Source organism: Parvibaculum sp. MBR-TMA-1.3b-4.2, assembly GCF_053628815.1.
Genome location: NZ_JBRJHC010000001.1, coordinates 3413275 through 3437766 on the forward strand (window position 1 = coordinate 3413275; position 24492 = coordinate 3437766).

Below are 24492 nucleotides of genomic sequence, written 5' to 3' on the forward strand. Positions count from 1 at the left end.
TTGACCGTCTCCCGTGCAGGCGGCATTGTCGGATCCAAACAAGGGTCCGGTCACAGGCCGCGACCGAAAAACAAGAATGGGAGGATGATGTGTCCATGCGCATCGGAGCAGACGGAAGTCGTGCGCGTTTCGGCGTGGCCGGCGTGAGAAGGGGAGGCCGTCATGGATGAGCTTTCCTCGCGTATCGCCGCGTATCTCGAAGCCAAGATGCAGGTCGCCTCTAATGTCGAAGTGAGCGGCGTGTCGCGTATTCATGGCGGGGCCAGCCGTGAGACCTATCGCTTTCACGCCGCCTGGGACGAGGGCAGCACGAAGAAAGAGCGAGCGCTCATCCTGCGCCGCGATCCGGAAGCGAGCCTCATCGAGACGGAGCGCGACCTCGAATACAATGCCTACAAGGCGTTCCACCCAACCGGCCTGCCGGTGCCCGAGCCGCTTTTCCTGGAAACGGAAACCAAATGGCTCGACCGCCCGTTCTTCGTGATGGAACAGATCATGGATAGTCAGGCGGCCTCGCCTTTCTCTCCCGATCCGTTCGGAGAACTGAAGGACAAGCTGGGCGATCAGTTCTGGCGTTATCTGGGGCAGATTTCCGGTGCCGATCCCGATGCCATCGGCTTTTCGGCGTCCATGGAACCGGTGAAGCCGGAGGAATGCTGGAAGCGCGAACTCGACAAATGGGAACAGGTGATCGACGAGGACGAGCTGACGCCGCAGCCCATCGCGCGAGCGGCCATTCGCTGGCTGCGACAAAACCCGCCGCCGCCGCCAAAGAAGCTTGCCGTCGTGCATGGCGACTACCGCACCGGCAATTTCATGTTCAACGGCGCGGGCGAGATCACGGCGATCCTAGACTGGGAAATGTGCCATCTGGGCGATCCGCTGGAGGATCTCGCCTGGGCGGCCGATCCGCTTTGGGCCTTCGGCAATCGCGAGCGGCCCGCGGGGCTCATCGACCGTGAGGAAGCCTTACGCATCTGGCAGGAAGCCAGCGGCGTGACGCTCGACCGTGAGGCCTTCAAATGGTGGGAGGTGTTCGCTGCGGTGAAGGGCCTCGCCATCTGGATTTCTGCAGGCAAGGAATATCAGAGCGGGTCCAACCGCGATCCGGTCCTCGCCTTTTCGAGCTGGTACTGCACCGATGTCCATAACAGGCTGCTGGTGGCCCGTATGGCCGAGTTGAGGGAGGAGGCACGCAAATGAAACCTGTCGTCGATAATGTCCTGCAGGGCTGTTTTGCGACCCTCCTGATGGAGGTTGCGCCTCATCTGGGGGCGGAATATTCGGTAGGCGATGTCAGCGTGATGGGGCTGATGCTCTTCATGTCGGCCGAGGAATATGACCGCGCGGCGGAAGTCCGCACCGAGGATAATTCAGAGATGCGCTCCATCTTTGCCGAGGCTGCGTCCCAGATCGAGGATGCCGGACTTCGCCGCCGACTAAGCGACGCGTCCGATATACGCGACACGTCGCTGCGTATCAGCGCCCTCGATAGCGTGAACGATGCGCTCAAAACCGTGCTGATCGACCTTCAGACCTATCTGGAAGGGCAGAGTGGGGACTGGGCGGCCCATATGGAACGCCGGATCTGGAAGCATTTGTCGGACTCGGCGGAGAGGCGGAAGCTTCCCTATCCGACAATGTGATCTCGACAAGGCCCTTCGCGGCGGCAGCCGGGTGCGATATGAGTGATCGCATCGCTGTCGCCGCAGGCCAATCATGCCGCTTTCTATCCGCCTTTCGATCTTTTACGGCTCGCTCTGCCTGTTCTCCGGCGTGCAGCTTCCGTTTTTCCCCGTCTGGCTGAAATCGGTGGGGCTGGGGTCGTCGGAAATCTCCATCATCATCGCGGGAAATATGCTGCTGCGTATCGCAGCCGGGCCGGTGTTCGCCTATACCGCCGACCGGTTGGACGACCGCCGCCGTGTCGTGGTGGCGCTCGCATGGAGTTCGGTGGCGGCGGGCTCGCTGCTTTTGCTGGTCAACGGGTTCTGGGCGATCCTGGCCGTCAGCATCGTACTCATGTCCTGCTGGCCGTCCATCACGCCGCTGATCGAAACCATCGCCATGAAGGCGACGCGGGAAGGGCGTATCGACTACGGACGCGTGCGCATCTGGTGTTCGATTACCTTCATCGTGGCGAGTACCGGTACGGGCTGGCTGGTTGGCTGGTTCTCGGCATCCATCATCGTCTTCTGCATGCTGGCCGGTCTTCTCACGACCCTGGCAGGAACCTTCCTTCTGGCGCGCGAGGTACCGCAGCCGAAAAAGCGCAAACGAAAGGGCGGGCAGCTTATCGCAACGCTCCAGATCGCGCGGCACCCTGTCTTCATGCTTGGTCTGGCGACGGGCGGGCTCATCCAGTCCAGCCATGCGGTCTATTACGCATTCGGGTCTATCAACTGGCAGCGGCTGGGCTATAGCGACGGGCTGATCGGTATTCTCTGGGGGATCGGCGTTGTCGCCGAGATCCTGCTTTTCACGCAATCTGGACGTGTTTTGCGTGTGGTCGGGGCGCCGCGTCTTTTGATGCTGGCGGCAGGCGCGGCGGTCATCCGCTGGACATTGCTCGCCTTCAATCCACCATTCTGGCTTGTGATATTTTGCCAGGCGCTGCACGGGTTGAGCTTCGGCGCGGCGCATCTGGGTGCGCTTCATTTCGTCGCCCAATCCTCTCCGCCGTCGCTTGCCTCGACAGCGCAAAGTCTTTACGCCTCCATTTCCGCCGGGATTATGATGGGTGCGATGACGCTGGCCGCGGGGCCGCTTTACGACCGTTTCCTGTCGGAGGCCTATCTGCTGCCGGCTGTGACGGCGTTGGCCGCTTTCGCCGGGGCAATCCTGCTTCAAACCCGTTGGCAGGGTGGCCCGGTCGTTTCGGACGAGGAGGAAGAAGATGCCGGTTGAAATCATTCCCACAGGCGCGGCGCTGGGCGCGGAAGTACGCGGGCTCGATCTGTCCCGCCCGTTGAGCGATGATGATTTCGAGGCCGTTCTTCAGGCCTGGTACGATCACATCGTGTTGCTGTTCCGTAGACAGAAAATTTCGGACGACGACCTGATCGGGTTTTCACGCCGCTTCGGCGATCTCGACATCGCGCCTGCCAGCGCGACGGACATGGCAGGTTCGCAAACCAAATCACGGCCGGAGATCTGGATCATTTCCAATGTCGTCGAGGACGGAAAACCTATCGGTGCGTTGGGCGACAAGGAGGCGGAGTGGCATACAGACATGTCCTATGTCGATGAGCCGCCCATGGCGAGCTGCCTCTATTCGCTCGAAATTCCCGACAGCGGCGGCGATACGAGCTTTGCCAATATGTACAAGGCGCTTGAAGAGCTGCCGGACGATTTGCGCGCGGCCATAGAGGGGCGGGTCTGCAATCATGACTCGAGCACGACCAGCGTGGGCGAGCTGCGGGCGGGAGCAGATGAAGTGATCGACGTCACGAAAGCGCCGGGAGCGAAACACCCCGTCATCCGGACTCATCCGGCAACGGGCGGCAAGTCGCTTTATCTGGGGCGGCGTCTCAACGGCTATATCGAAGACTTGCCGGTTGCCGAAAGCGAGGCGCTGCTCGATCGGCTCTGGGCCCATTGCGCCAAGCCCGAATTTGCATGGACGCATCAATGGGCGGTCGGCGATCTTCTGATCTGGGACAATCGCTGTGCGATCCATCGGCGCGATGCTTTTGACGGCTCACAGCGGCGCGTGATGCACCGGGCGCAGATCAAAGGCAAACAGCCTTTCTGAAAACTCCGGTTTCTGACGTCGCGGCAAACTGGCCTTCCCGCAGCGTGTGCAGCACGGGATTGACAGGGCGTGTCTGACGGGCAGCCTAGCGCGCATCGACATCAGAATTCAGGGAGGAAATATCCATGCGCGCGATGGAAATTCAGGGCGATTTCGGCATCGATAATCTGAAACTTGCCGAGCGCGAAACCCCGAAAGCGGGACCGGGCGAGATCGTCATCCGGATGAAGGCCGCATCACTCAACTATCGCGACCTTGCGACCGTCGCGGCTCTCCATGGCGTTCGGGGACAGCTCCCGCTTGTGCCCTTGTCCGATGGGTGCGGTGAAGTCGTGGAAGCGGGTGAGGGCGTCACGCGCGTGAAGGTGGGCGATCGGGTCGCGCCGAGCTTCTTTCAGGGATGGATTTCCGGCGCGCCGACCCTGGAGGCTCTGGGGACATCTCTGGGCGGGCCTATCGACGGTTGCGCCCAGGATTATATGCGCTTGTCGGCGGAGGGCGTGTCGAAGGCGCCCGATAATCTGTCCGACGAGGAAGTGGCCTGTCTGCCTTGCGCGGGGCTGACGGCGTGGCGCGCCTTGATGGTCGAAGGCCGGGTGAAGCCGGGCGACACGGTATTGGTGCAGGGTACGGGTGGCGTGTCGATCTTTGCGCTGCAATTCGCCAAGGCGGCGGGCGCGCAGGTCATCGTTACCTCTTCATCGGACGCAAAGCTGGAACGCACGCGCGAGCTTGGCGCCGACATGTTCATCAACTACGCCAAGACCCCGGACTGGGCGACGGAGACGCGCAAGCTCACCGGCGGACGCGGTGTCGATCACATTGTGGAAGTTGGCGGCGCGGAGACCTATCAGCAGTCCATCATGGCGGCGCGCCTTGGCGGGCACATCGCGGTAATCGGTCTTCTGTCGGGTATGATGAAGGACCTTAATGTCGCGGCGATCTTCTCGCAGAATTTGAAGATCAGCGGTATCACGGTGGGCAGCCGAACGATGTTCGAGGATATGTCGCGGGCCATTGTCGCCAATGACATCCATCCCGTGATCGACAAGCGCTTCGGGCTGGAGGATGCGCAGGAAGCGTTCCGCACCATGGAGAGCGCATCGCATTTCGGCAAGATCGTGCTCAATCACGTGTAAGAGCTGAAATACCAGACTGAACGAAACGGCGGGCATATGATGCTCGCCGTTTTTCCATCAGGCTTTCCTGACTACTTTGACAATGAGAATCGGCGCAAGCGGTGATCCGATGAATGGAGGAAGATCGAGAATCTTCAGGATTGCCGTGACCGTTCGCGACAACAGATCGCGTTTACGCGAAATGCTGGGGTAGTTGGCGCAGGGGACGCAAGATACCTCGCAGTCATATCCTGTTTCCTCGGCAAGTTTCCGAACATCGTCCACAGAGACGAGGAAGTTCTTGCTGCTCCAAGGGATCGTTATGCCTGGTCGTCTTTTCAAAATCCTGTCGACGAAATGGTAGCGATGCCGGTGCCCCGGATCGATCGGACACAGGCGGTTCGATGTGGTGAGCAGAAGCGTGCTGCCCGGTTTGAGGTCCCGAAGACAAGTAGAAAGGAAGTCCACCCGGGCAGACCTTGTCTCGGGCGTCACCGTGGTGCCGTGGGCTCCACAGCCGACATGTTCGATGACATCGAATGAATAGATAAAGTCGAACTTCTTGTCGTTCCACGGATTGTCTTGAGCGGTACCCGCGCGGAAGAAAGCGCGTTCTTGTTCGGGAAGCAGGTCGAAGTCCAGTCTCGCCGACGGTTCGAGACCCCGAGCGTCGATGCCCAGATCTCGGAGCGCGAGCACGTCGCTGCCCATTCCACAGCCCACTGATAGAACGGATGCGCCATTCGGGATAAGAGGTGCAAGGAAATGGCTTACCGCACCTGTGGTGCGAGCCTTTTCCTTTTCGAATTTTGCCTGACTGTCGAGCATGTTTCGGCCTCAGCCATTATTTCGGATGATGATGCACGAGGCGTTTAGGCGCCGCAATGCTCAAAGTCCGAATGAGGCCTCTCTGCGAGGATGTGACGTTGGAACATCAAATATGAATAATCCGTCTTGGGAGTTGTTTTGGAGAAGGTACGAAAATCGAAGCGCATGTCGGGAAGGGGACCGCGCCATTTCCGGTTGTGGTTTGTCGGCTTGTCGGACAGGCGGCGGGGTTAGCCCCAGAGTTCCGACTCGGGCGGGTGGATTTCGCTGCCGTCATAACGAAGCGCCGGACTGCGATCGCGTGCGAGAAGCAGCGGGCCGTCGAGATCGACGAACTCGGCGCGTTGGGCCAGCAGCATCGCCGGCGCCATGGCGAGCGACGTTGCGACCATGCATCCGACCATGACACGCAGTCCGCGTCTTTCCGCGCAACGCAGCACGGCGAGCGCTTCGGTCAGGCCGCCGGTTTTGTCCAGCTTCACATTCACATAGTCGTAAAGGCCGACCAGACGGCGCATGCCTTCGATGCCGTGCGCGGATTCATCGGCGCAAAGGGGAATGGGGGATTCGATCCCGCGAAGCGCCTCGTCGTCCTTGGCCGGAAGCGGCTGCTCGATCAGGCTGACGCCGAGCTTTGCCAGTTCGCTCGCAAGCGGGCGTACCTCGTCGGGTGTCCAGGCTTCATTGGCATCGACGATAAGGGCCGGGCTGGGCGCTCCCTCGCGCACGGCGCGCAGGCGGTCGATATCGTTGCCGCCGCCCATCTTGATTTTCAGCAAAGGGCGGTCCGAGGCTCGTCTGGCTGCCTCGCGCATGGCCTCAGGTTCGTCGAGGCTGATCGTGTAGGCAGTGCGCCGGGGCAGGGGCTGCGGCAGCCCTGCAAGTTTCCAGGCGCGCTGGCCGGTTTTCTTGGCCTGCAAATCCCACAACGCGCAGTCGATGGCGTTGCGCGCGGCGCCGCGCGGCATGTTGCGCTGGAGGTCTTCCCGGCTTAGTCCGTCCCGCAGGGCAGGCTCCTGAGCGCGGATCGCGGCGACCACTTCCTTCTCGCTTTCGCCGTAGCGCAAATAGGGGACGCATTCTCCGTGGCCGGCGAAACCACCTTCCTCAATCGTTACGGCAATGGTCCGAGCTTCTGTCTTGGCGCCTCGCGAGATGACGAAGGCCTCTCGTAGCGGCCAGGACTCGGCTTCGATATAGACGGTTCGCATCGGATAATTGTGTGTGATCTGACGTAAAAGGGGAATCGGGCTGAGATAATCGCGTTAAAGTTGCATAACACCAAGACCTGAATTGGCACATTGGATATATGCGGAATGTGGCTGAAAACAGTCCCCGCCCGATGCGGTCAGAATATTCGTGTCAGATGCGGCCCGCGAACCAGGCGCCGTTCCAGTTATCGCCCGGCGGGTTTTCCTGGTAGTAGGCGATGCGGCTTTCGTAGAAATCGTAAAGCGTGGGAATGGCGCCGTTGAGCTTTCGGCATTCCGCGATAGCCGCCTTCGCTTCGTTCCAGCGCTGGTTGCGATAGGCGGCGAAGATCAGGGCATGGGCTTCCTGCAGCGCGCGGAATTTCGGGTTGGCGCGCATGATCGGATCGCCCAGCAGCGCAAACACGCGGCGGCCTTCCGGGTGGCGCGGGGTCGAGACGAGGTCGATTTCCAGCAATGCATAGCGGTCACCCACTGCCTTTTGCGAACCTTCGCCGACAATGATGGCAGGGCCGAAATGGCGGGCGTTCTTCTGCAGATAGGCGGCAAAGCCGACCGGTTCGCCCATCACGCCATAGTCGAAGCGCTGGATGGCCCCCAGATTGCCGGTAATGGCCGGGCCGGTATCGATGCCGATGGAAAGGCTGAGCGGGACGTGGCTCAGATGCTGACGGCGCGCATCTTCTTCGAGGAATTCATTGAGCGCTTCCAGGTTTTCGACCATGCGCAGCGCCGCGTCGCAGCCTTTGGAGGCGTGGTTCGGCGCATCGAGCGGCGCATTCCAGATCGCATAAAGCGTGTCGCCCACATTGCGGTCCACCATGCCGTTGCGTTCCAGCACGATCTTGGTCATCGGTGAGAAGAAGCGGTTCAGAATGTCGGCATATGCTTCCGGATCTTCCAGATATCGGTCCGAAATTACGTTGAAGCCGCGCAGGCCTACCACGACCGATGTCACGTCGCGAAGCTGGCCTTCGGACTGGATGAGCTTGGGATGTGCCTTGACCTTTGCCAGTCCCGCTTCCGACAGGCGGTTGCCGAACTGGGTTTCGAGGAAACGGATCTGGTCTTCGGTATGGAGCCGCGTCATCAGGCCGCCCGTCAGCCAGACGGTCAGCAGGGTGACGCTTGCCAGGGCCGGGTCGATAAGCCAGCGGTGCATGTCGAAGGCATACCAGGAACCATAGGCGGCGCCTCCGATCAGGATCAGCGTGAAGGCCAGGCTCCAGCGGAAGCGGAGTTGCGTCGCCGCGACGATCACCAGCACACCGGCTAGGAAGATGAAGGCCTGTTCGGCCGTGGCGGCCCAGCCCGGACGGGTCAGGAAGGCGCCGTCGGCGATCTGATCGATCGCATTCGCCATGATCTCGCCGCTCGCCATGGGAATGCCGATGGGCGTGCCGTAGAGCATGCGCTTGCCGTTAACGGAGACGCCGACTACGGCGATCCGGTTGTCAAACGAGGGGATGTCGGACGCGCCGGTGAGCACCTTCCAGGCCGGAACGGAAAGCTGCGAGCCCGCTTCTGCGAAATAGAGGCGGAGGCTGCCATCCTTGAGTGTGGCGACATCAAGGTCGGTGCCGGCGATTTCCACATGGGAGACGCCGGGTTCGAGATCGAAGGAGAGGCCGTTTGCCGGTTCGGAGACGATGCTGCGATAGCCCGTCCCCCCGTGCGAGACGCGGAGCGCTTCCAGCGCGTTGGACGGGTAGAGTGTGCCTTCGATTTCGGTCAGCGCCGGAATGGAATGGACTGTCCTTCCGGTCTCCTGCGCCGGGATTGTGGCGCCCATGCCATCGGCGATCGCCTCGATTTGCGGCAGGCTCGGCCGCCATTCGTCGAACCGGGGCACGAAGTGGCGTGGGTCGCCGCCCGTCATGTCGAGCGGCGCGGCAAGGCGAGGCTTGCGCGGCGGATGAAGGGAAGGCAGGCCGGGTGTGAAACTGGCGACGAGTTTGGCGTCCTTCGCGGCATTTTTGAGCTGGGTGACGCCTTGGGGTAGCCGTCCGGCGAGCCCTTCGGGAAGGTATCCCCAGAGGCTGCGCAATTCGCTTGCCGATGTCGGATCGGGCTCGGAAATCGGCATGTCTAGCAGGATGGTGCGCGCGCCCTGTTTTTTCAGGGCGACGAGCAGGTTGGCCAAGCGCTTTTGCGGCCAGGGCCATGCGCCGAAGCGGCTGGAGGTTTCGGCGTCGATATCCACATAGACGGCGTGCGGGCCGCCGGTCGAGGGCGTGCGGGGCAGAATTTGCTGATAGCCGTCGAAAACCAGATTCCGCAAATAGGTGCCGGCACCTCCCGCGTCATAAATCGACACGAGAAGAGCGAGCACCAGGACCAGCCCCGGCAGCAGCGCAGACAGTCGTCGGAACGTGGGTGTCGGATTCATACTCTCTTGCCAGCCCCGGAAGCGGACCCCGGTCCACTTCAAATGCCCTAAATTGACCGATATTGCGAGCTTTCTGTCCCGATCCGGGACATGGGCTCGCCACTCTGCAATCAATTTGCATCTTCCGTTCCATTCGACGGGAAAAGAAAAGGGCCCCGAAGCGGGACCCTTTCATATCGGCAAATGGTTGCCGCTATATGGCGGAGAGGCTCATTCCTCGGGAAGGCCGCCTGTGTCCTGGATCAGATAGGTGATCAGGTCGTCGCGGTCCTTTTCCTTCTTCAGGCCGGGGAAGGACATGAAGGTTCCGGGGACATCCTTCCGCGGGTTTTTCAGATAGACGAACATCACATCCGGGGTCCATTCCTTGTGTTCCCCAGCGAATTTCTTCATTCCATCGGAATATTTGTAGCCTTCATGAGTGGCAATCCCGCGCTTGAAGATGCCGTACAGGTTCGGCCCGACGCGATTGGGACCGCCTTCATTGGCTGTATGACATGCCTTGCAAAGCTTGAAGACTTTTTCGCCGTGTTTGGCGTCGCCCTTGGTGAAGCCGCCATCCGCTGCGAAGGCGGGGGCTGCGAAGCTCGCCGCCAGAACAAGTGCCGCCGTGCCTTTTAGCCATTTCTCAAAACGCATGATCTTTCCCTTCCTCAAGCATGCCAGGCAGAGACCCGGATAATTCCTTTTCGTCCGCCGATAGGCGGTCCGTCTGGAACCTAAACCTGAACCCTGTCGATTGCATGCGTCAAACTGGCGCGCCCGGCCCTTGCGCGTCGTCGTGCTGGCCGTCAAAGTGGCGCCATCGCTAAATATTACATCCGAGTCACCATTGGGTATTTTCCGCAACCACCAGAAAAATCCGCCCGATTCCGAGGGAGCGGCCGGTATTTCCCTTGAAGAGGAGGGGGATACGCTGGTCTTGCGGGCGTCCGGCGAGTGGGTGGTGGCTGCGATTTCCGGCGTCGACCGGCAATTGCGTGGCTTCGATGCCAAGAGCGGGCAGGTGACGCGGGCGGTTTTCGATCTTGGCGAGGTGACCCGCTTCGATACCTCCGCCGCGGTGATTCTGTCGCGCTGCGCCTATGCTCTGGAAGAGGCCGGGGCCCGGGTCGAGTTCCAGAACCTGAATGAAGCCCAGTCGCTTCTACTCGACAAGCTGGGGCAGGATGGACCGCCCGCGCCGGTTGAAGAGCACGAGGTCGGTCTCTACGCCCATGTGGCCGGTAATATGGGCGATGCCGTTATCGCCGTCAGCCGGGAGGCGGTGGGGATTATCGAGTTTCTCGGCGAGGTTATCGCCGCCGTCGGACGGGTGTTCAGGCGGCCTGCGCGTCTGCGCTGGGTGCCGTTCGTTCATCACATGGAGAGGGCGGGGTTCGACGCGCTGCCGCTCGTCTGTCTGCTGACTTTCCTGATCGGCGCCGTGCTTGCGCAGCAGGGGGCCACGCAGCTTTCGAAATTCGGCGCGGATTACTTCACCGTCAATATGGTGACAATCGTCTTTCTTCGGGAAGTCGGTCTGCTGCTGACGGCCATCATCGTGGCGGGCCGATCGGGCAGTGCGTTCACCGCGGAAATCGGATCGATGAAGATGCGCGAGGAAATAGACGCCATGCGCACGCTCGGTCTCGACCCGATGGACATGCTTATCCTGCCGCGCGTGCTGGCTTTGATCGTCACGCTGCCCATGCTCGCCTTCGTGGCCGATTTGATGGGGCTTCTCGGCGGCGGGGTCGTGTCCTTTTTCATGCTCGGCATGTCGCCCGGCCTTTATATCGACAGGGTTCGGGATGCGGCGGATTTCTGGACATTCGCCGTCGGTATCATCAAAGCGCCCTTCATGGCGGCGATGATTGCAATGGTCGGGTGCAGGGCGGGGCTGCTCGTTACCGGAAGTGCGGAATCCGTTGGCCAGCAGACCACGCATTCGGTGGTTCGGGCGATTTTCCTCGTCATCATCGTCGATGCGATATTCGCCATGTTCTTCACAGCGGTGGGGGTATAGGGCATGAGCGCCGACTCCTCGGACAACATCATCGAAGTGGAAGGTCTCGGCACGAGGTTCGGCGATAACGTCATCCATGAAAATCTCGACCTTCAGGTGAGGCGCGGCGAGGTCATCGGTATTGTCGGCGGCTCGGGAACGGGGAAATCCGTCCTGCTGCGAACAATCCTCGGGCTCAAGAAACCGGATCAGGGACGGATTCGCGTCTTTGGCGAAAATCTGCAGGAACTCCCGGAGGCGGAGCGGCGGACCTATGAGCGGCGCTGGGGCGTGCTCTTTCAGGATGGTGCGCTGTTTTCCGCGCTCACCGTTGCGCAGAATGTGCAGGTGCCCTATCGCGAGCATCTTCACATGGAACCCGATCTGATGGACGAACTGGCCGCCGCCAAGATCCAGATGTCGGGACTGCCCGCCAATGCGTTTTCTCTCTACCCCTCGGAGCTGTCGGGCGGGATGCGCAAGAGGGCGGGGCTTGCCCGGGCGCTGGCGCTGGATCCGGAAATCCTCTTTCTGGACGAGCCGACGGCAGGCCTCGATCCCATCGGCGCGGCGGCTTTTGACGAATTGATCGGCGATCTGAAACAAACGCTTGGCCTGACCGTTTTCATGGTCACGCACGATCTCGACTCGCTTTACGCGATCTGTGACAGAATTGCGGTTCTGGCGGAGCGGCAAGTTATTCTCGTGGGGACGGTGGACGATATGCTGACAAGCGACCATCCGTGGATTCACGAGTATTTTCACGGACCTCGCGCACGGGCGGCCATCAAGAAGGGCTGAACTCAGCCGAAGGAGCGGACTCCATGGAGATCAAAAGCAATAATGTGCTGATCGGCACTTTCACGCTCATTACCGTCTTCGGCGTTTTCCTGTTCGTCATGTGGCTGAGCCATGTGCAGGTGAACCAGCAATATGACGAGTATGAGATCGTTTTCGACGGATCGGTTTCCGGACTGAGCGTGGGCGGTGCGGTGCAGTATAACGGCCTGCCTGTAGGGACGGTGCGGGACCTTCATTTGATGAAGAACAATCCCAATAAGGTTGTCGCGCTTATCCGCGTCGATGGGCGCACGCCCGTCAAGGAGGATTCCGTCGCTCAGCTGGAGCTTGCCGGTATTACAGGCGTTGCCTTCATTCAGCTTTCGGGCGGCAGTCCCAAATCGCCGCCGCTGGAGGCGAAGGGCGACCAGTATTATCCGGTCATCAAAGCCGAACAGAGTACCCTGCAGGAAATAGCGACCGCCGCGCCGAAGACGCTGCAAAAGATCGACAAGCTGGTATCGTCGGTCGGCCATATTGTCGACGAAAACCGCAAGTCGATAAGAGATACGCTGCAAAATCTGGAGAAGATGAGCAAGGTGATGTCCGATGGCAGTTCCGATATGGAGAAGGCCATAAAGGAATTGTCGGAGGCGTCGGTTCATCTGAACAATATCAGCCGCAATGCCGATAAGCTGATAGCCGGCGACGGGAAAGAGCTTGTTGTCGAAGCGCGCAAAGCGGTGGAATCCTACCGCAAGGTCGGGGACCAGCTCGACCGGATGATAAAAACGAGCGGTCCGGCGGTCAGCGACGGTTTGCAACAATTGCCGCAGCTCGTTGCCGAAACGCGTTCGCTCGTCACGTCGCTCAACGGCATTGCCAATCGTGCGCAAGACGATCCGGCGCGTTACTTCATCGGTAATCGCGTACCGGAAGTGGAAGCGAAATGAGAGAGGTCAGGATGAGCCGGGTATCGAAAATCCTTCGCGGCGCGGTCGTGGCCGCGTCTCTTGCTTCGCTTGGCGGGTGCGCATTGGTCGACGTCGCCAGCGAGCCGGCGCCGCGCTTCTTCATGCTGACGCCGCCAGCCCTTCAATCGAAGGCGCCGACCATGCCGGTGCAGCTTTCCGTTCAGGAATTCACAACCAGCGCGGCACTCGAAACCAGCCGGATCGTCTATCAGCCTTCGGAAAATGAAATCAAATATTATGCGGGCGCGCGTTGGGCGGACCAGACCCCGGCCATGATCCGGCAGCTGATGATCGAAACGCTCGAACGGAGCGGGGGCTTCGCCGCTGTGCTGGGCGAGGGATCTCCGGCGCAGGCTGATTATGCATTGACCGGCGACATCCGGCGCTTCGCGGCGATGCCTGCAGCGGGAAGTGAAAAGCGGGTCGAAGTCGAGCTGCTGGCGCGGCTGATCGAGAAGGACACGGGCCGTATCGTCGGGACGAAACTCTTCTCCGAAACGGTTACGTCGCCCGATGGCCGCATGGACAATGTGGTGGGCGCCTATAACGCGGCGCTGGGCAATGTCCTGTCGAAGCTTTCCGGTTGGACGGCCGCGACGCTGAAAGCGGCAAAACCGGTCGGTTGAGCCCGCTATCTGCGGTTCAGCTTAGTTTACCGCTGGTCTGGGCCAGCATCAGATAGACCTTGCCGGTATCGGATGTGAGGTAGGTTTCGACCAGAATATTGCTGCGGTCGCGCGCAGAGGCCGCGCCAAGCAGTTCCTCGAAGGTCGAGACGTAGCGATCGACATAGGTACGGAATTCGCCGTCGCTCTTGTACTTTGCGGCAATCTGGTCAAACAGTTCCCGGCCCGACAGATTGTAGAGACGGCGGGTGAAGACATTCCGCTCGCCCGCCTGGTAGCGCCTCCACAGATCCGGCGGCGGGCTTTGCTCCAGCGCTCGGTCGAGATCGATCGCCAGCGATTGCAGCGTTTCGAAGACATTCACGGACGCCCGCTGGAACGCATCCTCGTTCATCCCGGGATCGGGCATGGCTTGCTCGGTCTGCTGCTCGCCGGCGGCGGCCAGCAGTTCCGACATCGCCCAGGGACGCTCGCCTTTTTCGTCGGTGCGTGTGGAGCTCTGCCGAGGCAGGTCGTGAAGCGGCTCGTGCGTTCGGCGCGAGGGCTGTTCCGGGGCGGGGCTGGAGCGATCGATCACGCGGGCATGGCGCACCACGATCTCTGCAATGCTGGCCAGCGCCGAGACCTGATCTTCCAGCACCTTGCGCAGCGCGTCGGCGCTTTCCATTGCTTCGTCCGGCAGGTCGTCGATACGCCGGGAGAGTTCATCGCTGGCAAGCTGCAGGTCGCCGCTGGCCGTGCGGGCGGTATTGCCGAGTTGTTCCATGACGCCGGAGAGGCGCGTGGTGGTGTCTTCTCCCTGCGCGACGGTGCGTTCGATGAGGGAGTGGAATTCGTTGCCGCGCTTGTCGAGATCGGCATGGATGGCTGCCGTCACACGGCCCACCTCCTCGCGCATTTCAGCGGTTGCCGCTTTCAGGCGGTCGGTGGTGTTCGATATGGCGTCGGCTGCGCTTTTGTTCACTTCGTTGTCGAGCGCACTGCCGGCATCTTTCAGTTCCTGCACCGTGGCGCCAATTGCGCGTGTCGCCGCGCCTGCCGAGCGGCTGACGGCGGCCGAGGTCGTTTCCGCTTCCTCCGCGGCGCGGGCCAGTTCGGCCGATACGCTTTCGCGTAGCGCCGTCGCCTTGTCGTGGGCGCGGGCGAAATTGTCGTCGATACCTTGGGAAAGCTGTCCAACAGCCTTGCTGATCTGATCGGTATGGCCGGCAAGCGCCGTGTCGGCGGCCTGCATGGTGTCGCGGTGCAACTCGAAGATCGACTGGAGGCGAACATGCTCCTTTTCCAGCCGTTGGGCGGCTTCCGCGATGAGGTCGCGCTGGGTTTCGTAGCGCTGCGATAGTTCCTCGGCGCGGCTGAGCGCATTGCTCGAGACGACTTCGAGGCGGGATGACTGGCGGTCCAGCATGGCGGCGGTGGCGTCGGCCCCGACACGGGCCGCTTCGCCGGTGCGCGACAGGGCTTCCGTTTGTGAGGAGAGGCGCGTGGTGGCTTCTGCAATGCCTGTTTCCGCCTCCTGTGCCACCGTGCGCACCGCGTCGACTTCATTGCGAATTGCGCGGGAAATCGTATCGCTCTGAGATCCCAGTGTATGGGAAAGCTCTTCCAGGTTTTGCCGGTGGCGTTTCAGCAGTTCTTCCATGGTGCGCGTGCGGAATTCAGCTCGGCCGGTTCCCCGCTCGATCTCGGCAACTTCGCCGGTCACGACATCCTTGAGGCTCGTGGCGCGTTGTACCGCTTCGTCGAGGCCTGATTTCAGATCGTCGAGTTCGCGGTGGACCGCCTGCGCGATGGAGGCGATTTCGCCGGTTGCGGTATCTTCCGGATCGGAGAGGCGGATGGCGGTCCGGGCCAGCGCCTCCGACATCAGCCTCATCTCCTGCCCGCGCCAGACCGTGTAGGTCAGCATCCAGATCAGCAGAAGCGGGAAGAGGAGGGCGGCGCCCAGCACCGCCAGCTGTTCGGGCGCCTGGGCGCGCAGGACTTCGGGTCCGTAAAATCCCCAGAGATAAGCCCCCTCCACGCCAAGAACGAAAATGCTCGCCAGTACGGCCAGCGTCAGGATGCGCGGATTGGGCCGGCGCGAAATCATGCGGTAGAGGGCGCCGCCTGATGGGCTGTCCTCATTGGCCGCGCGGACGCCCGCTGCCTTCGCGGGTGGCGTTTCTTCGGCCGAAGGAGACGCATTGCTCGCCAAGTCGCTGTTTTTCATCTGGTTTTGCCGGGGCTATGAGGGCGCTGTTTGCCCGATAGGGTGTCGGATGGCCGCCAAGGCGTCAACTTGAAGCAACACTCGCGACCCGATTGCGGGTAACCGCGACAATTTTAACGATTCAGCCATGCCGAATCGGTAGCCTTTTTCTTTGTAACTGTGGGGTACCGGCTGAGGAGCCAAGGCATGAAACCGATGAAACTGGCCGAGGATACCGTTTATATGCCCGCCGCCGCGAATGCCCGCCCGATCGATCTGGTGCATCTTTCCAAATACACGCTCGGTAATCGCGATCTGGAAAATGAGCTCATGGGCCTTTTTCGGGCGCAGGCCGACGTCTATCTGAGCCGTCTCGCCGAGGCGGCCAATGATGAAGACTGGGTGTCGGCGGCACATAGCCTGAAGGGCAGCGCAAAGGCCCTCGGTGCGTGGCAGCTGGCCGATCTGGCGGAATTCGCAGAGCGCGGCGCGGCCGTGTCCGAGCGGGCCGATGCGCTGGAAGAGATCAGGGTGGCGGTCGCGGCCGTAAACGCCTTTATCGACGGCTTCCGCGAAGCGTAGGGAAGCCCGGCCTCAGTATCTCGCGGCGGGCCGTGCAACGGGGCCGTCGTCCGTGAGGGCAATATGCGTGAGCGTTTGCTCGTCATGGTTCATGCGCCATGAGAGCAGTTTCTGCGCATAGTCGAGTACAAGCGGCAGATAGGCCGGGTCGTTTGCCCGGTTCACCATCTCGTGCGGATCTTTCTCCAAATCGAAAAAGAGCGGCGGCAAATGCGTGAAGTGGACGTATTTGAACCGGTCATCGCGGATGATGTTCATCGTGCATTGATGCAGCGTCAGGCCGAGCTTCTTCTCCGCCGTGTCGTCGGCGGGGTCGCGGAAGTCGAATTCCCAATGCGCTTGCTTGCGCCATGATGCCGGTACTTCTGCGCCTTCGAGGAAGGGGCGGAGCGAGGCGCCGTCACATTGGACGGGTGTTTCCGCGCCGATCAGGTCCAGCATGGTGGGCATGATGTCCACGTTTTCAGTGAAGGTCCGAACGACCTTGCCGCGTTCCGCATCGGCAGCGGGGCGGGGATCGCGGATGATGAGCGGAATGCGGTAGGAGGCGTCGAAATAGCCGCCTTTGCCCAGCAGCCAGTGATCGCCCATCTGCTCGCCGTGATCGGAGGTGAAGACGATGAGCGTATTGTCCCAGAGGCCGAGTTCCTTCAGCGAGGCGAAGACACGGCCCAGCGCATCATCCACTTCGCTCATCAGGCCGTAATAGACTGCCTTCATGCGGCGGAGCTTCTTTTCATCGTCCGGACAGGTGTAGAGCTTGCGGGAAAGCTGATGGGCAAGCCAGGGGTGTTGGCCGCCTTCTTCCTCGCGCGTTCCGGCGCGGACGAAGCCCGGCACCTCTGCGGGGTCGTACATGGAGGAATAGGGTTCCGGCGCCACGAAAGGCGGATGCGGGCGCAGCAGGGAGAGATGGGCGATGAAGGGGCCGTCTGCCTCCTTCAGGTAGTCCATCAGCCGGTTGGTGAGGAAGGCCGTGTCGTCTATCTCGGGCCCGTAGACGAGCGGGCGGGGATGCGGTGCGCCGTCCTCATATTCGGGGCCGGGCGCGCGGACGCCATAGGCATGGCGGATGTCGTCCGGCACCTCGTAGCCGTTGGCGGACAGCCAATCGGTCCAGGGTGTAGGCCAGGTGCCCATCATGCAAACGGGGCGGATGCCGGGCAGGGGACCTTCATAGGTTCGGAGCCAGGGGCTGTCATCCTGAAGTTCCCGCGGGTCGTTTGCGGTGTCGGTATAGCCGAAAAGCACCGGATCGTAGCCGATGCGGCCGGCTTCCAGCGCCCAGTTGGTGTGGCGGGCATCGAGCGGGGTGCCATTGGTGCCGGAGCGGTGGTTCTGGAGGTACATGCCGGTATGGAGCGTGGCCCGGGACGGCCCGCAAGGCGCGGCATTGGCGAAATGATTGGCGAAAAGCACGCCGTCCGCCGCCAGAGCGTCCAGATGCGGTGTTTTCACCATCGGGTGGCCCAGCGCGGACAGGCAGTCCCGCCGCCACTGGTCGGCCGTGATAAAAAGGATATTGAGCGGCTTTTCCCTTGTCGCGTCGGCGGTCATCCCCAAATCCCCTTACTTAGATACCGGGCTTGCCCAAAAGCGGCTGGACGGGCGGCAAGTCATCATGATAACTCCCTGCGAGCCCGATTTTCCGACATCACGGACAAAAGAATAAAGCAAGATGGCGAAGATTACTTATATCGAGCATAGCGGCACCGAACACGTCATCGACGTCGAGAACGGCATGACGGTGATGGAAGGTGCGATCAAGAATTCCATTCCGGGCATCGATGCCGATTGCGGCGGCGCCTGCGCCTGCGCGACGTGCCATGTCTATGTGGATGAAGCCTGGATGGACAAGGTCGGTCCGGCGGAGTCCATGGAAGAGGACATGCTCGACTTTGCGTTCGACGTGAAGCCGAATAGCCGTCTTTCCTGCCAGATCAAGGTTTCGGACGAGCTGGATGGCCTGCGCGTGACCACGCCGGAAAAGCAGTTCTGATTTTCCTTTAAATTCAATCGGTTCCGGTCTTCTGCGCCTTGGCGTCGAAGACCGTGTATTCGTGCTCGATCGACTTTTCGATCAGCAGCCGCCAGAGCGGCTCGGCGATGGCGGGGGAGAGGCCGGCGCGTTCGGCCTCGGCTACGACTTTCGCCACCACATCCTCGATCCGGGCATCGTCGCGCACGGCGCTGCGCTCACCCTTGATGTGACCGGCCTGCTCGATATAGCCCTGCCTTTCCGCCAGTAATTTCACGAGTTCCCGGTCGAGCCGGTCGATCTCGCGGCGGACTTCCTGCATCGTGTTGCATTTCACCATGGGGGGCTCCGGGCATTTTCTCTAGAACTGAAACGGACCGCATATGTGCTGCAGCGCGTCACGCTGCGCGCACAACATAGGCAGAACGGCGCGTTTGTCACGGGCTGAAATGCGCTTGAATGAGCATGGTTCGGGCAAGGTTGGAGCGAGATTGAGCGTAAGGCGGGGCAAGATTGCGCGCATGCGCCCCCTGCGCTCATGGGTCGCCTCTTCCTGACGCCAATTCGGGGGTATTTTTCTCTTGGCTCTTGGCTGCGCCGCACCTATATATGCAGCCGAACTTGTGAAATAAAATTAATCACATGGTTTGCGCGTTGTTTTTTACGCGCAACTCCGCGCGACGGATACAGGTATCAAGGATGACTCAAGAAACGATCACCACGGATGTCGTCATCATCGGGGCTGGACCGGTGGGGCTCTTCGCCGTCTTCGAACTGGGTCTGCTCGACCTGAAATGCCACCTGGTGGATATTCTGGACAAGCCGGGCGGGCAGTGCGCGGAGCTTTATCCCGAAAAGCCGATCTACGACATTCCCGGCCTGCCGGTGGTGAGCGGTCAGGAGCTGACCGAACGGCTGATGGAGCAGGCCGCGCCGTTCAATCCGGAATATCACTACAATGAGATGGTCGAGGAGCTTCGCAAGAACGAAGACGGGAGCTTCCATCTCAAGACGGATGGCGGGCTGACCTTCAACGCCAAGGCGGTGGTGATCGCGGCGGGCGGCGGCAGCTTCCAGCCCAAGAAGCCGCCGATCCCGGGCATCGAGGCCTATGAAGGCAAGTCGGTCTTCTATTCGGTGAAGCGGATGGAAGATTTCCGCGGCAAGAACATCCTGATCTCCGGCGGCGGCGACAGCGCGCTGGACTGGACGATCAATCTGGAGCCGATCGCCAATTCCATGCAGCTCATCCATCGCCGCGACGGCTTCCGCGCCGCGCCGGACAGCGTGAACAAGATGCATGCGCTGGTGGAAGAGCAGAAGATGAAGTTCCATCTCGGCCAGATCACCGAACTGCATGGCGACAACGGCCAGCTCACCGGCGTGAGCGTGAAGGGCAATGACGGCGAGATCTTCCAGGTCGAATGCGACACGCTGCTGCCGTTCTTCGGCCTGACGATGAAGCTTGGCCCGATTGCGAACTGGGGCATCAATCTCAACGAGAACCTGATCCCGGTCGATACCGAGAAATTCGCCACCGATGCCGAAGGCATTTACGCCATCGGCGACATCAACACCTATCCGGGCAAGCTGAAGCTCATCCTGTCGGGCTTCCACGAAGCCGCGCTGATGGCGCAGGCGGCCAAGCGCTATATCGATCCGGAAGCCAAAGTGACGTTCCAATACACGACCTCGTCGACGAGCCTTCAGAAGAAGCTCGGCGTGGCCTGATTGTCGCCGGGCTTTTCGTTGCCGGGTGAGAGTAGGAGTTCGCGTGATGCATATCGTTCTGGTTGACGGCCATGGCGCCGAGCACAAGCTGGAGGCGCTGGAAGGCTGGCGGGTGATGGAGGTCATCCGCGATCACGGCTATCCCATCGTTGCCGAATGCGGCGGGGCCTGCGCCTGCGGGACCTGTCAGGTGGAAGTCGATCCGAACTGGGCGGCGAAACTGCATGAGCCGCGCGAGGACGAACTCGACATGCTGGACGAGAATTACGGTGGCGAGTGGTCGCGGCTGTCCTGCCAGATCCTGATGTCGGAAGAGCTGGACGGTCTTCGCGTCCGCCTGGCGCCGATTTCGGTGAAGGAAGCGGCCTGATATTTCATCGCCGATGAAGCGAATTTAACGGGCCCTCTTTAAGAGGGCCCGTTTCGTTTGTCGTCTCAGGCTTTATGATGCCGGGCATGAACGACACCATTGCGCTTATCGAGAACAGTTTCGAAATCTGGCCCGGGTTGTTGCGTTTCGCGGCGGCGGGCGAGGGGGCCCATGCCGCGCTTGCGGCTGCGATGGATGCCGCGCGGGAAACGTCGGGGGCGCTTCTTTCGGATGCGGAACTGCTTTCCAGCGGCTTGCCGGATGTGCTGCCGCGCAGCGCCGCGGCGCGCCGTGTGACGGAGCATGTGCATCGCGTGGCCGATGCGGCGCGGCTGGAGCCCGGCCGGTTGCCGCCCGTGGTGGCGGCGCTGCCGGGCGCGGTCTGCGATCATGTGCTGGAGGCCATGGAAGAGGCCGGCGGCGACGGATGCGAATTTCTGCTCGTGTCGCTCGGCGACGCCATGGCGGTGAAGATGGCGCGGGGGATGGAGATGCCCTTCATCCCGCATATGCCGCCGGTGCTCTGCGAATTCCTGACCGCGCTGGGACCGGGCGTTACGGGCGGCGCGGCGATGGCGGGCATCAGGGCGGAATTTCCGACCGAGGGACTTGCCGACATGGTGGGCGTGGCCGGACGCTCGGCCGCCGAAGCCGCCTATATGGCGGTTCTGCTTTCCGACGCGGTTTATGCCGGTGGCGTTTCCATAAGGCAGGAACCGCTTCGCGACCGTATCGCCGCCATGTCCTGGGAAGGGCGGAAGACGGTCTTCCAGACCGGCGCGATGGAACCGGATGCGATCCAGGAGGCCTTGTCGGGCGGTGCGCGGCGGGCATCGGCGCTGCGCGAGGCGCGGCTTTTGCGCGCCGCCGTGATCGGGCTCAAGGGGCGGGGGCGGACCATCGGGCCGGTGGATGGCGACAAGCTTTTGCGGTTCGGCGTTTCCGAGTGGCGCTAGGCGGGCAGGCTCGTCATAATCCCCCCGATAAAGGGGAGGTACAATTTCATGGGTTTTTACGAGCGACGGATTCTGCCGCATGTCATCAACAAGGCCTGCGGCACCAAGCCGATCGACTATCAGCGCCGCAAGGTGGTGCCCGCCGCTGAGGGCGTGGTCCTCGAAATCGGCATCGGCACCGGGCTTAACCTGCCATATTACGACACGAACAAGGTGACGCGGCTGATCGGGCTCGATCCGTCGGAGGAATCCTGGGTGTTGGCGGGCGAGCGAGCGGAGGCGCTGCCTTTCGATGTGGAATTCGTGGGCCTGCCGGGCGAGGAGATTCCGCTGGAGGCGAAAAGCGTCGATACGGTGCTCGTCACCTACAGCCTGTGCACCATTCCCGATCCGGTGAAGGCGCTGGAAGGCATGCGGCGCGTGCTGAAGCCGGGCGGCAAGCTCATCTTCTGCGAGCATGGCGCGGCGCCGGACGAGGCGACGCTGAAATGGCAGAACCGGATCAATCCGATGTGGAAGGTCCTCTTCGGCGGCTGCCATATCAACCGCAACATGACGGAGCTGATCCGGCAGGGCGGGTTTACCATCGACGAGATGGAGACGATGTATCTGCCGTCCACGCCGAAGATCGCCGGGTTCAACTATTGGGGCGCGGCGAAGGCATGAGCCTCGATGTCATCGGGGCCGGGTTCGGGCGGACGGGAACGCTGTCGCTGAAAATGGCGCTGGAGGAACTGGGCTTCGTCAAATGCCACCACATGACGGAAGTGTTCCAGAACCCCGATCAGGCACCGCTGTTTCTCGCCGCCGCGCGCGGCGAGACGGTGGACTGGGAGACGGTCTTCAAGGGCTATCGGGCGATGGTGGATTTCCCCGGCTGTTCTTTCTGGCGGGAGCTGTCGGAGGCCTTTCCGCAGGCCAAGGTGGTGCTTTCCACGCGCGACCCGCATAGCTGGTTCAAAAGCGCGTCGGAGACGATCTTTCAGGCCATGCAGATGCAGGTCGACGATCCGGCCATGAAGCAGGTCAGCGAAATGGCGCGAGAGATCGTGCTCGACAAGACCTTTGGCGGGGACATTTCCGAGGCGCATGCGGTGGAGGTGTTCAAGGCGCATGAGGAAGAGGTGAAGCGCGCGATCCCGGCCGACCGGCTGCTCGTCTTCGAAGCGAAGATGGGGTGGGAACCGCTTTGCGCGTTTCTGGGCGTTCCGGTGCCGGAGACGCCTTATCCGCGGACCAATAGCAGCGAAGAATTCCAGGCGAATATGGCCGGGAGAAAGTAAGGCCGGGAAAGGCGGCGGCTTGACTCTTTCCGGTCGCAAATCTAGAACAAAACAGGAACATCATTTGGTGACGTCCTGTCATGAGCAAGGCTGCCCTTATTGCCGATCTGAAAGCGCGGATTGCCGCCTGCGAGGCGGGTGGCCGTCATGAGGCTGTGCAAAGGGGGGCGATTTCTCTCGGGAACGAGGCCCTGGATGCCGGTTTGCCGGGCGGCGGGTTGAAGCGCGGCGCGCTGCATGAGGTGTCGGCGGGCGAATATCGCGATATGGGCGCGGCGACCGGCTTTCTCGCGGCGCTGGCGGCGCGCTGCCAGCAGGCGGGTCATGATGCGCCGCTTCTCTGGTGCCAGATGGCGGCGCCGCCTTTCGATATGGGACCGCTTTATGCGCCGGGGCTGGCCGGGTTCGGGCTCGATCCGGCACGGCTGGTCCTTGCGTCGCCCGCGAAGCCCGTGGAGCTTTTATGGGTGATGGAGGAGGCGCTGAGGGCCGGCGTGCTTTCAGGCGTGGTCGGCGAGATCGACGGGCGGTCGGCGGCGTTCGACCTGACGGCGACGCGGCGGCTGCAACTGGCGGCGGAGGAAACGGGGACGCCCGTGCTGCTTTTTACCGGGCACCGGCAGGAAGGCGAGGGCGGGGCGAGCGCGGCCACGACGCGCTGGGCGGTCGGGCCGGCGCCGGGCCATGTGGAGGCGGATCAGGATTTTTTCGGGAGGGGTTTTCCGGGGCTTGTCGGCGATCCGGTTTGGCAGGTCCGCCTTCGGAAAGCGAGAGGCGGTTCGCCTGCGTCATGGCTGCTGCGCTGGAAGGCGGCGGCGTGCGCGTTCGAGGTGGGAGATGGGGCGGAGAAGGGAACCGATCCGTCTACGGAAGATGTGGAAAGTGAAGTGTTGCCTTTGCGGTGGACAGGGTGAGGTGTCGCGCTTTTTCGTCATGGCCCGACTTGTTCGGGCCATCCACGTCTTTGACATTGTGAAAGAAAGACGTGGATGCCCCGCATGAAGCGGGGCATGACGACACAGGAGGAAGGGAACCGCCTCACCGCCAATAATAGGGCGGGTAGCCGGGGCTGTAATAGGGCCACCAGGGGCGGTTCATGCGGTCGAGGTCGCGTGAGCGGGTTTCCGCCTTGATGGCGCGGATCTCTCTCAGCTTCAGCAGGCAATTGCTGAAATCGTCCGTCCCTTCCTTGAAGCCGAGGCGCGCGCATTCCGCCTTGTCGGCTGCGAGCCGGGCCTGAGCCTGCGCGGCTTCCTCGCCCGGCGTCGTGCAAGCGGCGGCGAAAAGCGGAAGCGAAAGGGCGAAAGCCAGAACAAGAGGTTTCATCATGCGTTTCATGGAACCGACCTCACCTTACTCGTGACCAAAAGCGTATTTTACAGGCCAATCCCGACGCCGAGACCGAAACCGAAATTGGGATTGTCGTTCATTTCCTTGCGGGCCCGGATTTCCCGCATCTTCAGGATGCAATTGCCGAATTCCTCGGTGCCTTCCTTGAAGCCGAGGTCCTTGCAGTTCTGCCGGTCTTCCAGTCTTTGTTGAGCTTGACGTTCCTCCGTATTCGCGCAGGCGGTAAGCCCCAGAGCGGGCAGGGCGAGCATGGTCACGGCAAGCGGAATGCGCAGGCTTTTCATTGTCGAAGCTCCTGTCAGTGGTTGGGTACAGGCTAACCATAAAGATGACGAAAGGGCGGCAATTCTTTCGGGCCGCGTCGATTCGACTCGCGTCGGGACG

At 61.6% G+C, this 24492-nt stretch carries 26 protein-coding genes; 17 read left to right on the plus strand and 9 right to left on the minus strand.

The window, feature by feature from the left end:
* Positions 1 to 162: 162 nt before the first annotated feature.
* The 5 genes from ACSSVQ_RS16325 (at position 163) to ACSSVQ_RS16345 (ending at position 4893) form a co-directional block, all read left to right on the plus strand.
* Positions 163 to 1203, plus strand: coding sequence for a phosphotransferase family protein (locus tag ACSSVQ_RS16325; RefSeq protein WP_454184379.1), 1041 nt, complete (start codon positions 163 to 165; stop codon positions 1201 to 1203).
* Complete coding sequence (locus ACSSVQ_RS16330) at positions 1200 to 1646, plus strand: hypothetical protein (RefSeq protein ID WP_454184380.1); 447 nt, start codon at positions 1200 to 1202, stop codon at positions 1644 to 1646. The genes ACSSVQ_RS16325 and ACSSVQ_RS16330 overlap by 4 nt, the downstream gene beginning before the upstream one ends.
* Before the next feature lie 73 nt (positions 1647 to 1719).
* On the plus strand, positions 1720 to 2907 hold the full coding sequence (locus ACSSVQ_RS16335) for an MFS transporter (protein ID WP_454184381.1): 1188 nt from the start codon (positions 1720 to 1722) through the stop codon (positions 2905 to 2907).
* The gene (locus tag ACSSVQ_RS16340) at positions 2897 to 3754 is read left to right on the plus strand and encodes a TauD/TfdA dioxygenase family protein (RefSeq protein WP_454184382.1); all 858 of its coding nucleotides are present in this window, start codon (positions 2897 to 2899) and stop codon (positions 3752 to 3754) included. The genes ACSSVQ_RS16335 and ACSSVQ_RS16340 overlap by 11 nt, the downstream gene beginning before the upstream one ends.
* A gap of 125 nt (positions 3755 to 3879) precedes the next feature.
* On the plus strand, positions 3880 to 4893 hold the full coding sequence (locus ACSSVQ_RS16345; protein WP_454184383.1) for a zinc-dependent alcohol dehydrogenase family protein: 1014 nt from the start codon (positions 3880 to 3882) through the stop codon (positions 4891 to 4893).
* A gap of 57 nt (positions 4894 to 4950) precedes the next feature.
* Here the strand turns inward: ACSSVQ_RS16345 and ACSSVQ_RS16350 are convergent, their stop codons facing one another.
* The 4 genes from ACSSVQ_RS16350 to ACSSVQ_RS16365 all read right to left on the minus strand — a co-directional run bounded on the left by ACSSVQ_RS16350 (position 4951) and on the right by ACSSVQ_RS16365 (position 9939).
* On the minus strand, positions 4951 to 5700 hold the full coding sequence (locus ACSSVQ_RS16350) for a class I SAM-dependent methyltransferase (protein ID WP_454184384.1): 750 nt from the start codon (positions 5698 to 5700) through the stop codon (positions 4951 to 4953).
* Between the two features lie 230 nt (positions 5701 to 5930).
* Positions 5931 to 6911 (minus strand): N-acetyl-D-Glu racemase DgcA, encoded by a 981-nt coding sequence (dgcA, locus tag ACSSVQ_RS16355; protein ID WP_454184385.1) that lies wholly within the window; start codon positions 6909 to 6911, stop codon positions 5931 to 5933.
* A gap of 151 nt (positions 6912 to 7062) precedes the next feature.
* Positions 7063 to 9300 carry a CHASE2 domain-containing protein gene (locus tag ACSSVQ_RS16360; RefSeq protein ID WP_454184386.1) on the minus strand — a complete coding sequence of 746 codons (2238 nt, stop codon included), beginning with the start codon at positions 9298 to 9300 and terminating at the stop codon, positions 7063 to 7065.
* Positions 9301 to 9510: 210 nt separating this feature from the next.
* Positions 9511 to 9939 carry a c-type cytochrome gene (locus ACSSVQ_RS16365; RefSeq protein ID WP_293328472.1) on the minus strand — a complete coding sequence of 143 codons (429 nt, stop codon included), beginning with the start codon at positions 9937 to 9939 and terminating at the stop codon, positions 9511 to 9513.
* A gap of 193 nt (positions 9940 to 10132) precedes the next feature.
* Between ACSSVQ_RS16365 and ACSSVQ_RS16370 the strand changes: the two genes are divergently transcribed.
* Genes ACSSVQ_RS16370 through ACSSVQ_RS16385 form a run of 4 tightly spaced genes read left to right on the plus strand, consistent with a single transcriptional unit; the run spans position 10133 to position 13667 of the window.
* Positions 10133 to 11308 (plus strand): MlaE family lipid ABC transporter permease subunit, encoded by a 1176-nt coding sequence (locus ACSSVQ_RS16370; protein ID WP_454184387.1) that lies wholly within the window; start codon positions 10133 to 10135, stop codon positions 11306 to 11308.
* A gap of 3 nt (positions 11309 to 11311) precedes the next feature.
* On the plus strand, positions 11312 to 12088 hold the full coding sequence (locus ACSSVQ_RS16375) for an ABC transporter ATP-binding protein (RefSeq protein WP_293328474.1): 777 nt from the start codon (positions 11312 to 11314) through the stop codon (positions 12086 to 12088).
* 23 nt (positions 12089 to 12111) lie between these two features.
* Positions 12112 to 13020, plus strand: coding sequence for an MlaD family protein (locus tag ACSSVQ_RS16380; protein WP_454184388.1), 909 nt, complete (start codon positions 12112 to 12114; stop codon positions 13018 to 13020).
* A gap of 11 nt (positions 13021 to 13031) precedes the next feature.
* A complete protein-coding gene (locus ACSSVQ_RS16385) occupies positions 13032 to 13667 on the plus strand; it encodes an ABC-type transport auxiliary lipoprotein family protein (RefSeq protein ID WP_454184389.1) in 636 nt (211 codons plus the stop codon).
* A 16-nt stretch (positions 13668 to 13683) separates the two neighbouring features.
* Here the strand turns inward: ACSSVQ_RS16385 and ACSSVQ_RS16390 are convergent, their stop codons facing one another.
* Entirely contained in the window at positions 13684 to 15879 is a 2196-nt protein-coding gene (locus ACSSVQ_RS16390) for a hypothetical protein (RefSeq protein WP_454184390.1), read from the minus strand.
* Positions 15880 to 16065: 186 nt separating this feature from the next.
* Between ACSSVQ_RS16390 and ACSSVQ_RS16395 the strand changes: the two genes are divergently transcribed.
* Positions 16066 to 16440, plus strand: coding sequence for an Hpt domain-containing protein (locus ACSSVQ_RS16395; protein WP_454184391.1), 375 nt, complete (start codon positions 16066 to 16068; stop codon positions 16438 to 16440).
* A gap of 12 nt (positions 16441 to 16452) precedes the next feature.
* Here the strand turns inward: ACSSVQ_RS16395 and ACSSVQ_RS16400 are convergent, their stop codons facing one another.
* On the minus strand, positions 16453 to 17997 hold the full coding sequence (locus tag ACSSVQ_RS16400) for an alkaline phosphatase family protein (RefSeq protein ID WP_454184392.1): 1545 nt from the start codon (positions 17995 to 17997) through the stop codon (positions 16453 to 16455).
* A gap of 121 nt (positions 17998 to 18118) precedes the next feature.
* Here ACSSVQ_RS16400 and ACSSVQ_RS16405 point away from each other — a divergent pair, with 121 nt between their 5' ends.
* Positions 18119 to 18439 (plus strand): 2Fe-2S iron-sulfur cluster-binding protein, encoded by a 321-nt coding sequence (locus ACSSVQ_RS16405; RefSeq protein ID WP_293328480.1) that lies wholly within the window; start codon positions 18119 to 18121, stop codon positions 18437 to 18439.
* Between the two features lie 13 nt (positions 18440 to 18452).
* On the opposite strand, the gene ACSSVQ_RS16410 is transcribed toward ACSSVQ_RS16405, so the two are convergent.
* Positions 18453 to 18758, minus strand: coding sequence for a chorismate mutase (locus tag ACSSVQ_RS16410; RefSeq protein WP_454184393.1), 306 nt, complete (start codon positions 18756 to 18758; stop codon positions 18453 to 18455).
* Between the two features lie 359 nt (positions 18759 to 19117).
* Between ACSSVQ_RS16410 and ACSSVQ_RS16415 the strand changes: the two genes are divergently transcribed.
* From ACSSVQ_RS16415 to ACSSVQ_RS16440, 6 genes are all read left to right on the plus strand, one after another.
* Complete coding sequence (locus ACSSVQ_RS16415; RefSeq protein WP_454184394.1) at positions 19118 to 20149, plus strand: NAD(P)/FAD-dependent oxidoreductase; 1032 nt, start codon at positions 19118 to 19120, stop codon at positions 20147 to 20149.
* Between the two features lie 46 nt (positions 20150 to 20195).
* The gene (locus ACSSVQ_RS16420) at positions 20196 to 20519 is read left to right on the plus strand and encodes a 2Fe-2S iron-sulfur cluster-binding protein (protein ID WP_454184395.1); all 324 of its coding nucleotides are present in this window, start codon (positions 20196 to 20198) and stop codon (positions 20517 to 20519) included.
* Positions 20520 to 20605: 86 nt separating this feature from the next.
* Positions 20606 to 21475, plus strand: coding sequence for a hypothetical protein (locus ACSSVQ_RS16425; protein ID WP_454184396.1), 870 nt, complete (start codon positions 20606 to 20608; stop codon positions 21473 to 21475).
* A 48-nt stretch (positions 21476 to 21523) separates the two neighbouring features.
* Entirely contained in the window at positions 21524 to 22141 is a 618-nt protein-coding gene (locus ACSSVQ_RS16430; protein WP_454184397.1) for a class I SAM-dependent methyltransferase, read from the plus strand.
* Positions 22138 to 22758: a sulfotransferase family protein gene (locus ACSSVQ_RS16435; RefSeq protein ID WP_454184398.1), complete on the plus strand. Its 621-nt coding sequence runs from the start codon at positions 22138 to 22140 to the stop codon at positions 22756 to 22758. Before ACSSVQ_RS16430 ends, ACSSVQ_RS16435 begins: the two co-directional genes overlap by 4 nt.
* Positions 22759 to 22838: 80 nt before the next feature.
* Complete coding sequence (locus ACSSVQ_RS16440; protein WP_454184399.1) at positions 22839 to 23672, plus strand: ImuA family protein; 834 nt, start codon at positions 22839 to 22841, stop codon at positions 23670 to 23672.
* Positions 23673 to 23796: 124 nt separating this feature from the next.
* Here ACSSVQ_RS16440 and ACSSVQ_RS16445 read toward each other — a convergent pair whose 3' ends face one another.
* Positions 23797 to 24096: a hypothetical protein gene (locus ACSSVQ_RS16445; RefSeq protein WP_454184400.1), complete on the minus strand. Its 300-nt coding sequence runs from the start codon at positions 24094 to 24096 to the stop codon at positions 23797 to 23799.
* Between the two features lie 38 nt (positions 24097 to 24134).
* Positions 24135 to 24392, minus strand: coding sequence for a hypothetical protein (locus ACSSVQ_RS16450; RefSeq protein WP_293328489.1), 258 nt, complete (start codon positions 24390 to 24392; stop codon positions 24135 to 24137).
* Positions 24393 to 24492: the final 100 nt, after the last annotated feature.

What these genes read in the sequence shown, in the direction of transcription:
- ACSSVQ_RS16325 (WP_454184379.1), top strand. Translation starts at nt 163, where the DNA reads ATGGATGAGCTTTCCTCGCGTATCGCCGCGTATCTCGAAGCCAAGATG.
- ACSSVQ_RS16330 (WP_454184380.1), top strand. Translation starts at nt 1,200, where the DNA reads ATGAAACCTGTCGTCGATAATGTCCTGCAGGGCTGTTTTGCGACCCTC.
- ACSSVQ_RS16380 (WP_454184388.1), top strand. Translation starts at nt 12,112, where the DNA reads ATGGAGATCAAAAGCAATAATGTGCTGATCGGCACTTTCACGCTCATT.
- ACSSVQ_RS16410 (WP_454184393.1), bottom strand. Translation starts at nt 18,758, where the DNA reads ATGGTGAAATGCAACACGATGCAGGAAGTCCGCCGCGAGATCGACCGG.
- ACSSVQ_RS16350 (WP_454184384.1), bottom strand. Translation starts at nt 5,700, where the DNA reads ATGCTCGACAGTCAGGCAAAATTCGAAAAGGAAAAGGCTCGCACCACA.
- ACSSVQ_RS16375 (WP_293328474.1), top strand. Translation starts at nt 11,312, where the DNA reads ATGAGCGCCGACTCCTCGGACAACATCATCGAAGTGGAAGGTCTCGGC.
- ACSSVQ_RS16390 (WP_454184390.1), bottom strand. Translation starts at nt 15,879, where the DNA reads ATGAAAAACAGCGACTTGGCGAGCAATGCGTCTCCTTCGGCCGAAGAA.
- ACSSVQ_RS16345 (WP_454184383.1), top strand. Translation starts at nt 3,880, where the DNA reads ATGCGCGCGATGGAAATTCAGGGCGATTTCGGCATCGATAATCTGAAA.
- dgcA (WP_454184385.1), bottom strand. Translation starts at nt 6,911, where the DNA reads ATGCGAACCGTCTATATCGAAGCCGAGTCCTGGCCGCTACGAGAGGCC.
- ACSSVQ_RS16445 (WP_454184400.1), bottom strand. Translation starts at nt 24,096, where the DNA reads ATGAAACGCATGATGAAACCTCTTGTTCTGGCTTTCGCCCTTTCGCTT.
- ACSSVQ_RS16385 (WP_454184389.1), top strand. Translation starts at nt 13,032, where the DNA reads ATGAGCCGGGTATCGAAAATCCTTCGCGGCGCGGTCGTGGCCGCGTCT.
- ACSSVQ_RS16415 (WP_454184394.1), top strand. Translation starts at nt 19,118, where the DNA reads ATGACTCAAGAAACGATCACCACGGATGTCGTCATCATCGGGGCTGGA.
- ACSSVQ_RS16395 (WP_454184391.1), top strand. Translation starts at nt 16,066, where the DNA reads ATGAAACCGATGAAACTGGCCGAGGATACCGTTTATATGCCCGCCGCC.
- ACSSVQ_RS16365 (WP_293328472.1), bottom strand. Translation starts at nt 9,939, where the DNA reads ATGCGTTTTGAGAAATGGCTAAAAGGCACGGCGGCACTTGTTCTGGCG.
- ACSSVQ_RS16425 (WP_454184396.1), top strand. Translation starts at nt 20,606, where the DNA reads ATGAACGACACCATTGCGCTTATCGAGAACAGTTTCGAAATCTGGCCC.
- ACSSVQ_RS16420 (WP_454184395.1), top strand. Translation starts at nt 20,196, where the DNA reads ATGCATATCGTTCTGGTTGACGGCCATGGCGCCGAGCACAAGCTGGAG.
- ACSSVQ_RS16405 (WP_293328480.1), top strand. Translation starts at nt 18,119, where the DNA reads ATGGCGAAGATTACTTATATCGAGCATAGCGGCACCGAACACGTCATC.
- ACSSVQ_RS16360 (WP_454184386.1), bottom strand. Translation starts at nt 9,300, where the DNA reads ATGAATCCGACACCCACGTTCCGACGACTGTCTGCGCTGCTGCCGGGG.
- ACSSVQ_RS16440 (WP_454184399.1), top strand. Translation starts at nt 22,839, where the DNA reads ATGAGCAAGGCTGCCCTTATTGCCGATCTGAAAGCGCGGATTGCCGCC.
- ACSSVQ_RS16335 (WP_454184381.1), top strand. Translation starts at nt 1,720, where the DNA reads ATGCCGCTTTCTATCCGCCTTTCGATCTTTTACGGCTCGCTCTGCCTG.
- ACSSVQ_RS16450 (WP_293328489.1), bottom strand. Translation starts at nt 24,392, where the DNA reads ATGAAAAGCCTGCGCATTCCGCTTGCCGTGACCATGCTCGCCCTGCCC.
- ACSSVQ_RS16340 (WP_454184382.1), top strand. Translation starts at nt 2,897, where the DNA reads ATGCCGGTTGAAATCATTCCCACAGGCGCGGCGCTGGGCGCGGAAGTA.
- ACSSVQ_RS16400 (WP_454184392.1), bottom strand. Translation starts at nt 17,997, where the DNA reads ATGACCGCCGACGCGACAAGGGAAAAGCCGCTCAATATCCTTTTTATC.
- ACSSVQ_RS16435 (WP_454184398.1), top strand. Translation starts at nt 22,138, where the DNA reads ATGAGCCTCGATGTCATCGGGGCCGGGTTCGGGCGGACGGGAACGCTG.
- ACSSVQ_RS16430 (WP_454184397.1), top strand. Translation starts at nt 21,524, where the DNA reads ATGGGTTTTTACGAGCGACGGATTCTGCCGCATGTCATCAACAAGGCC.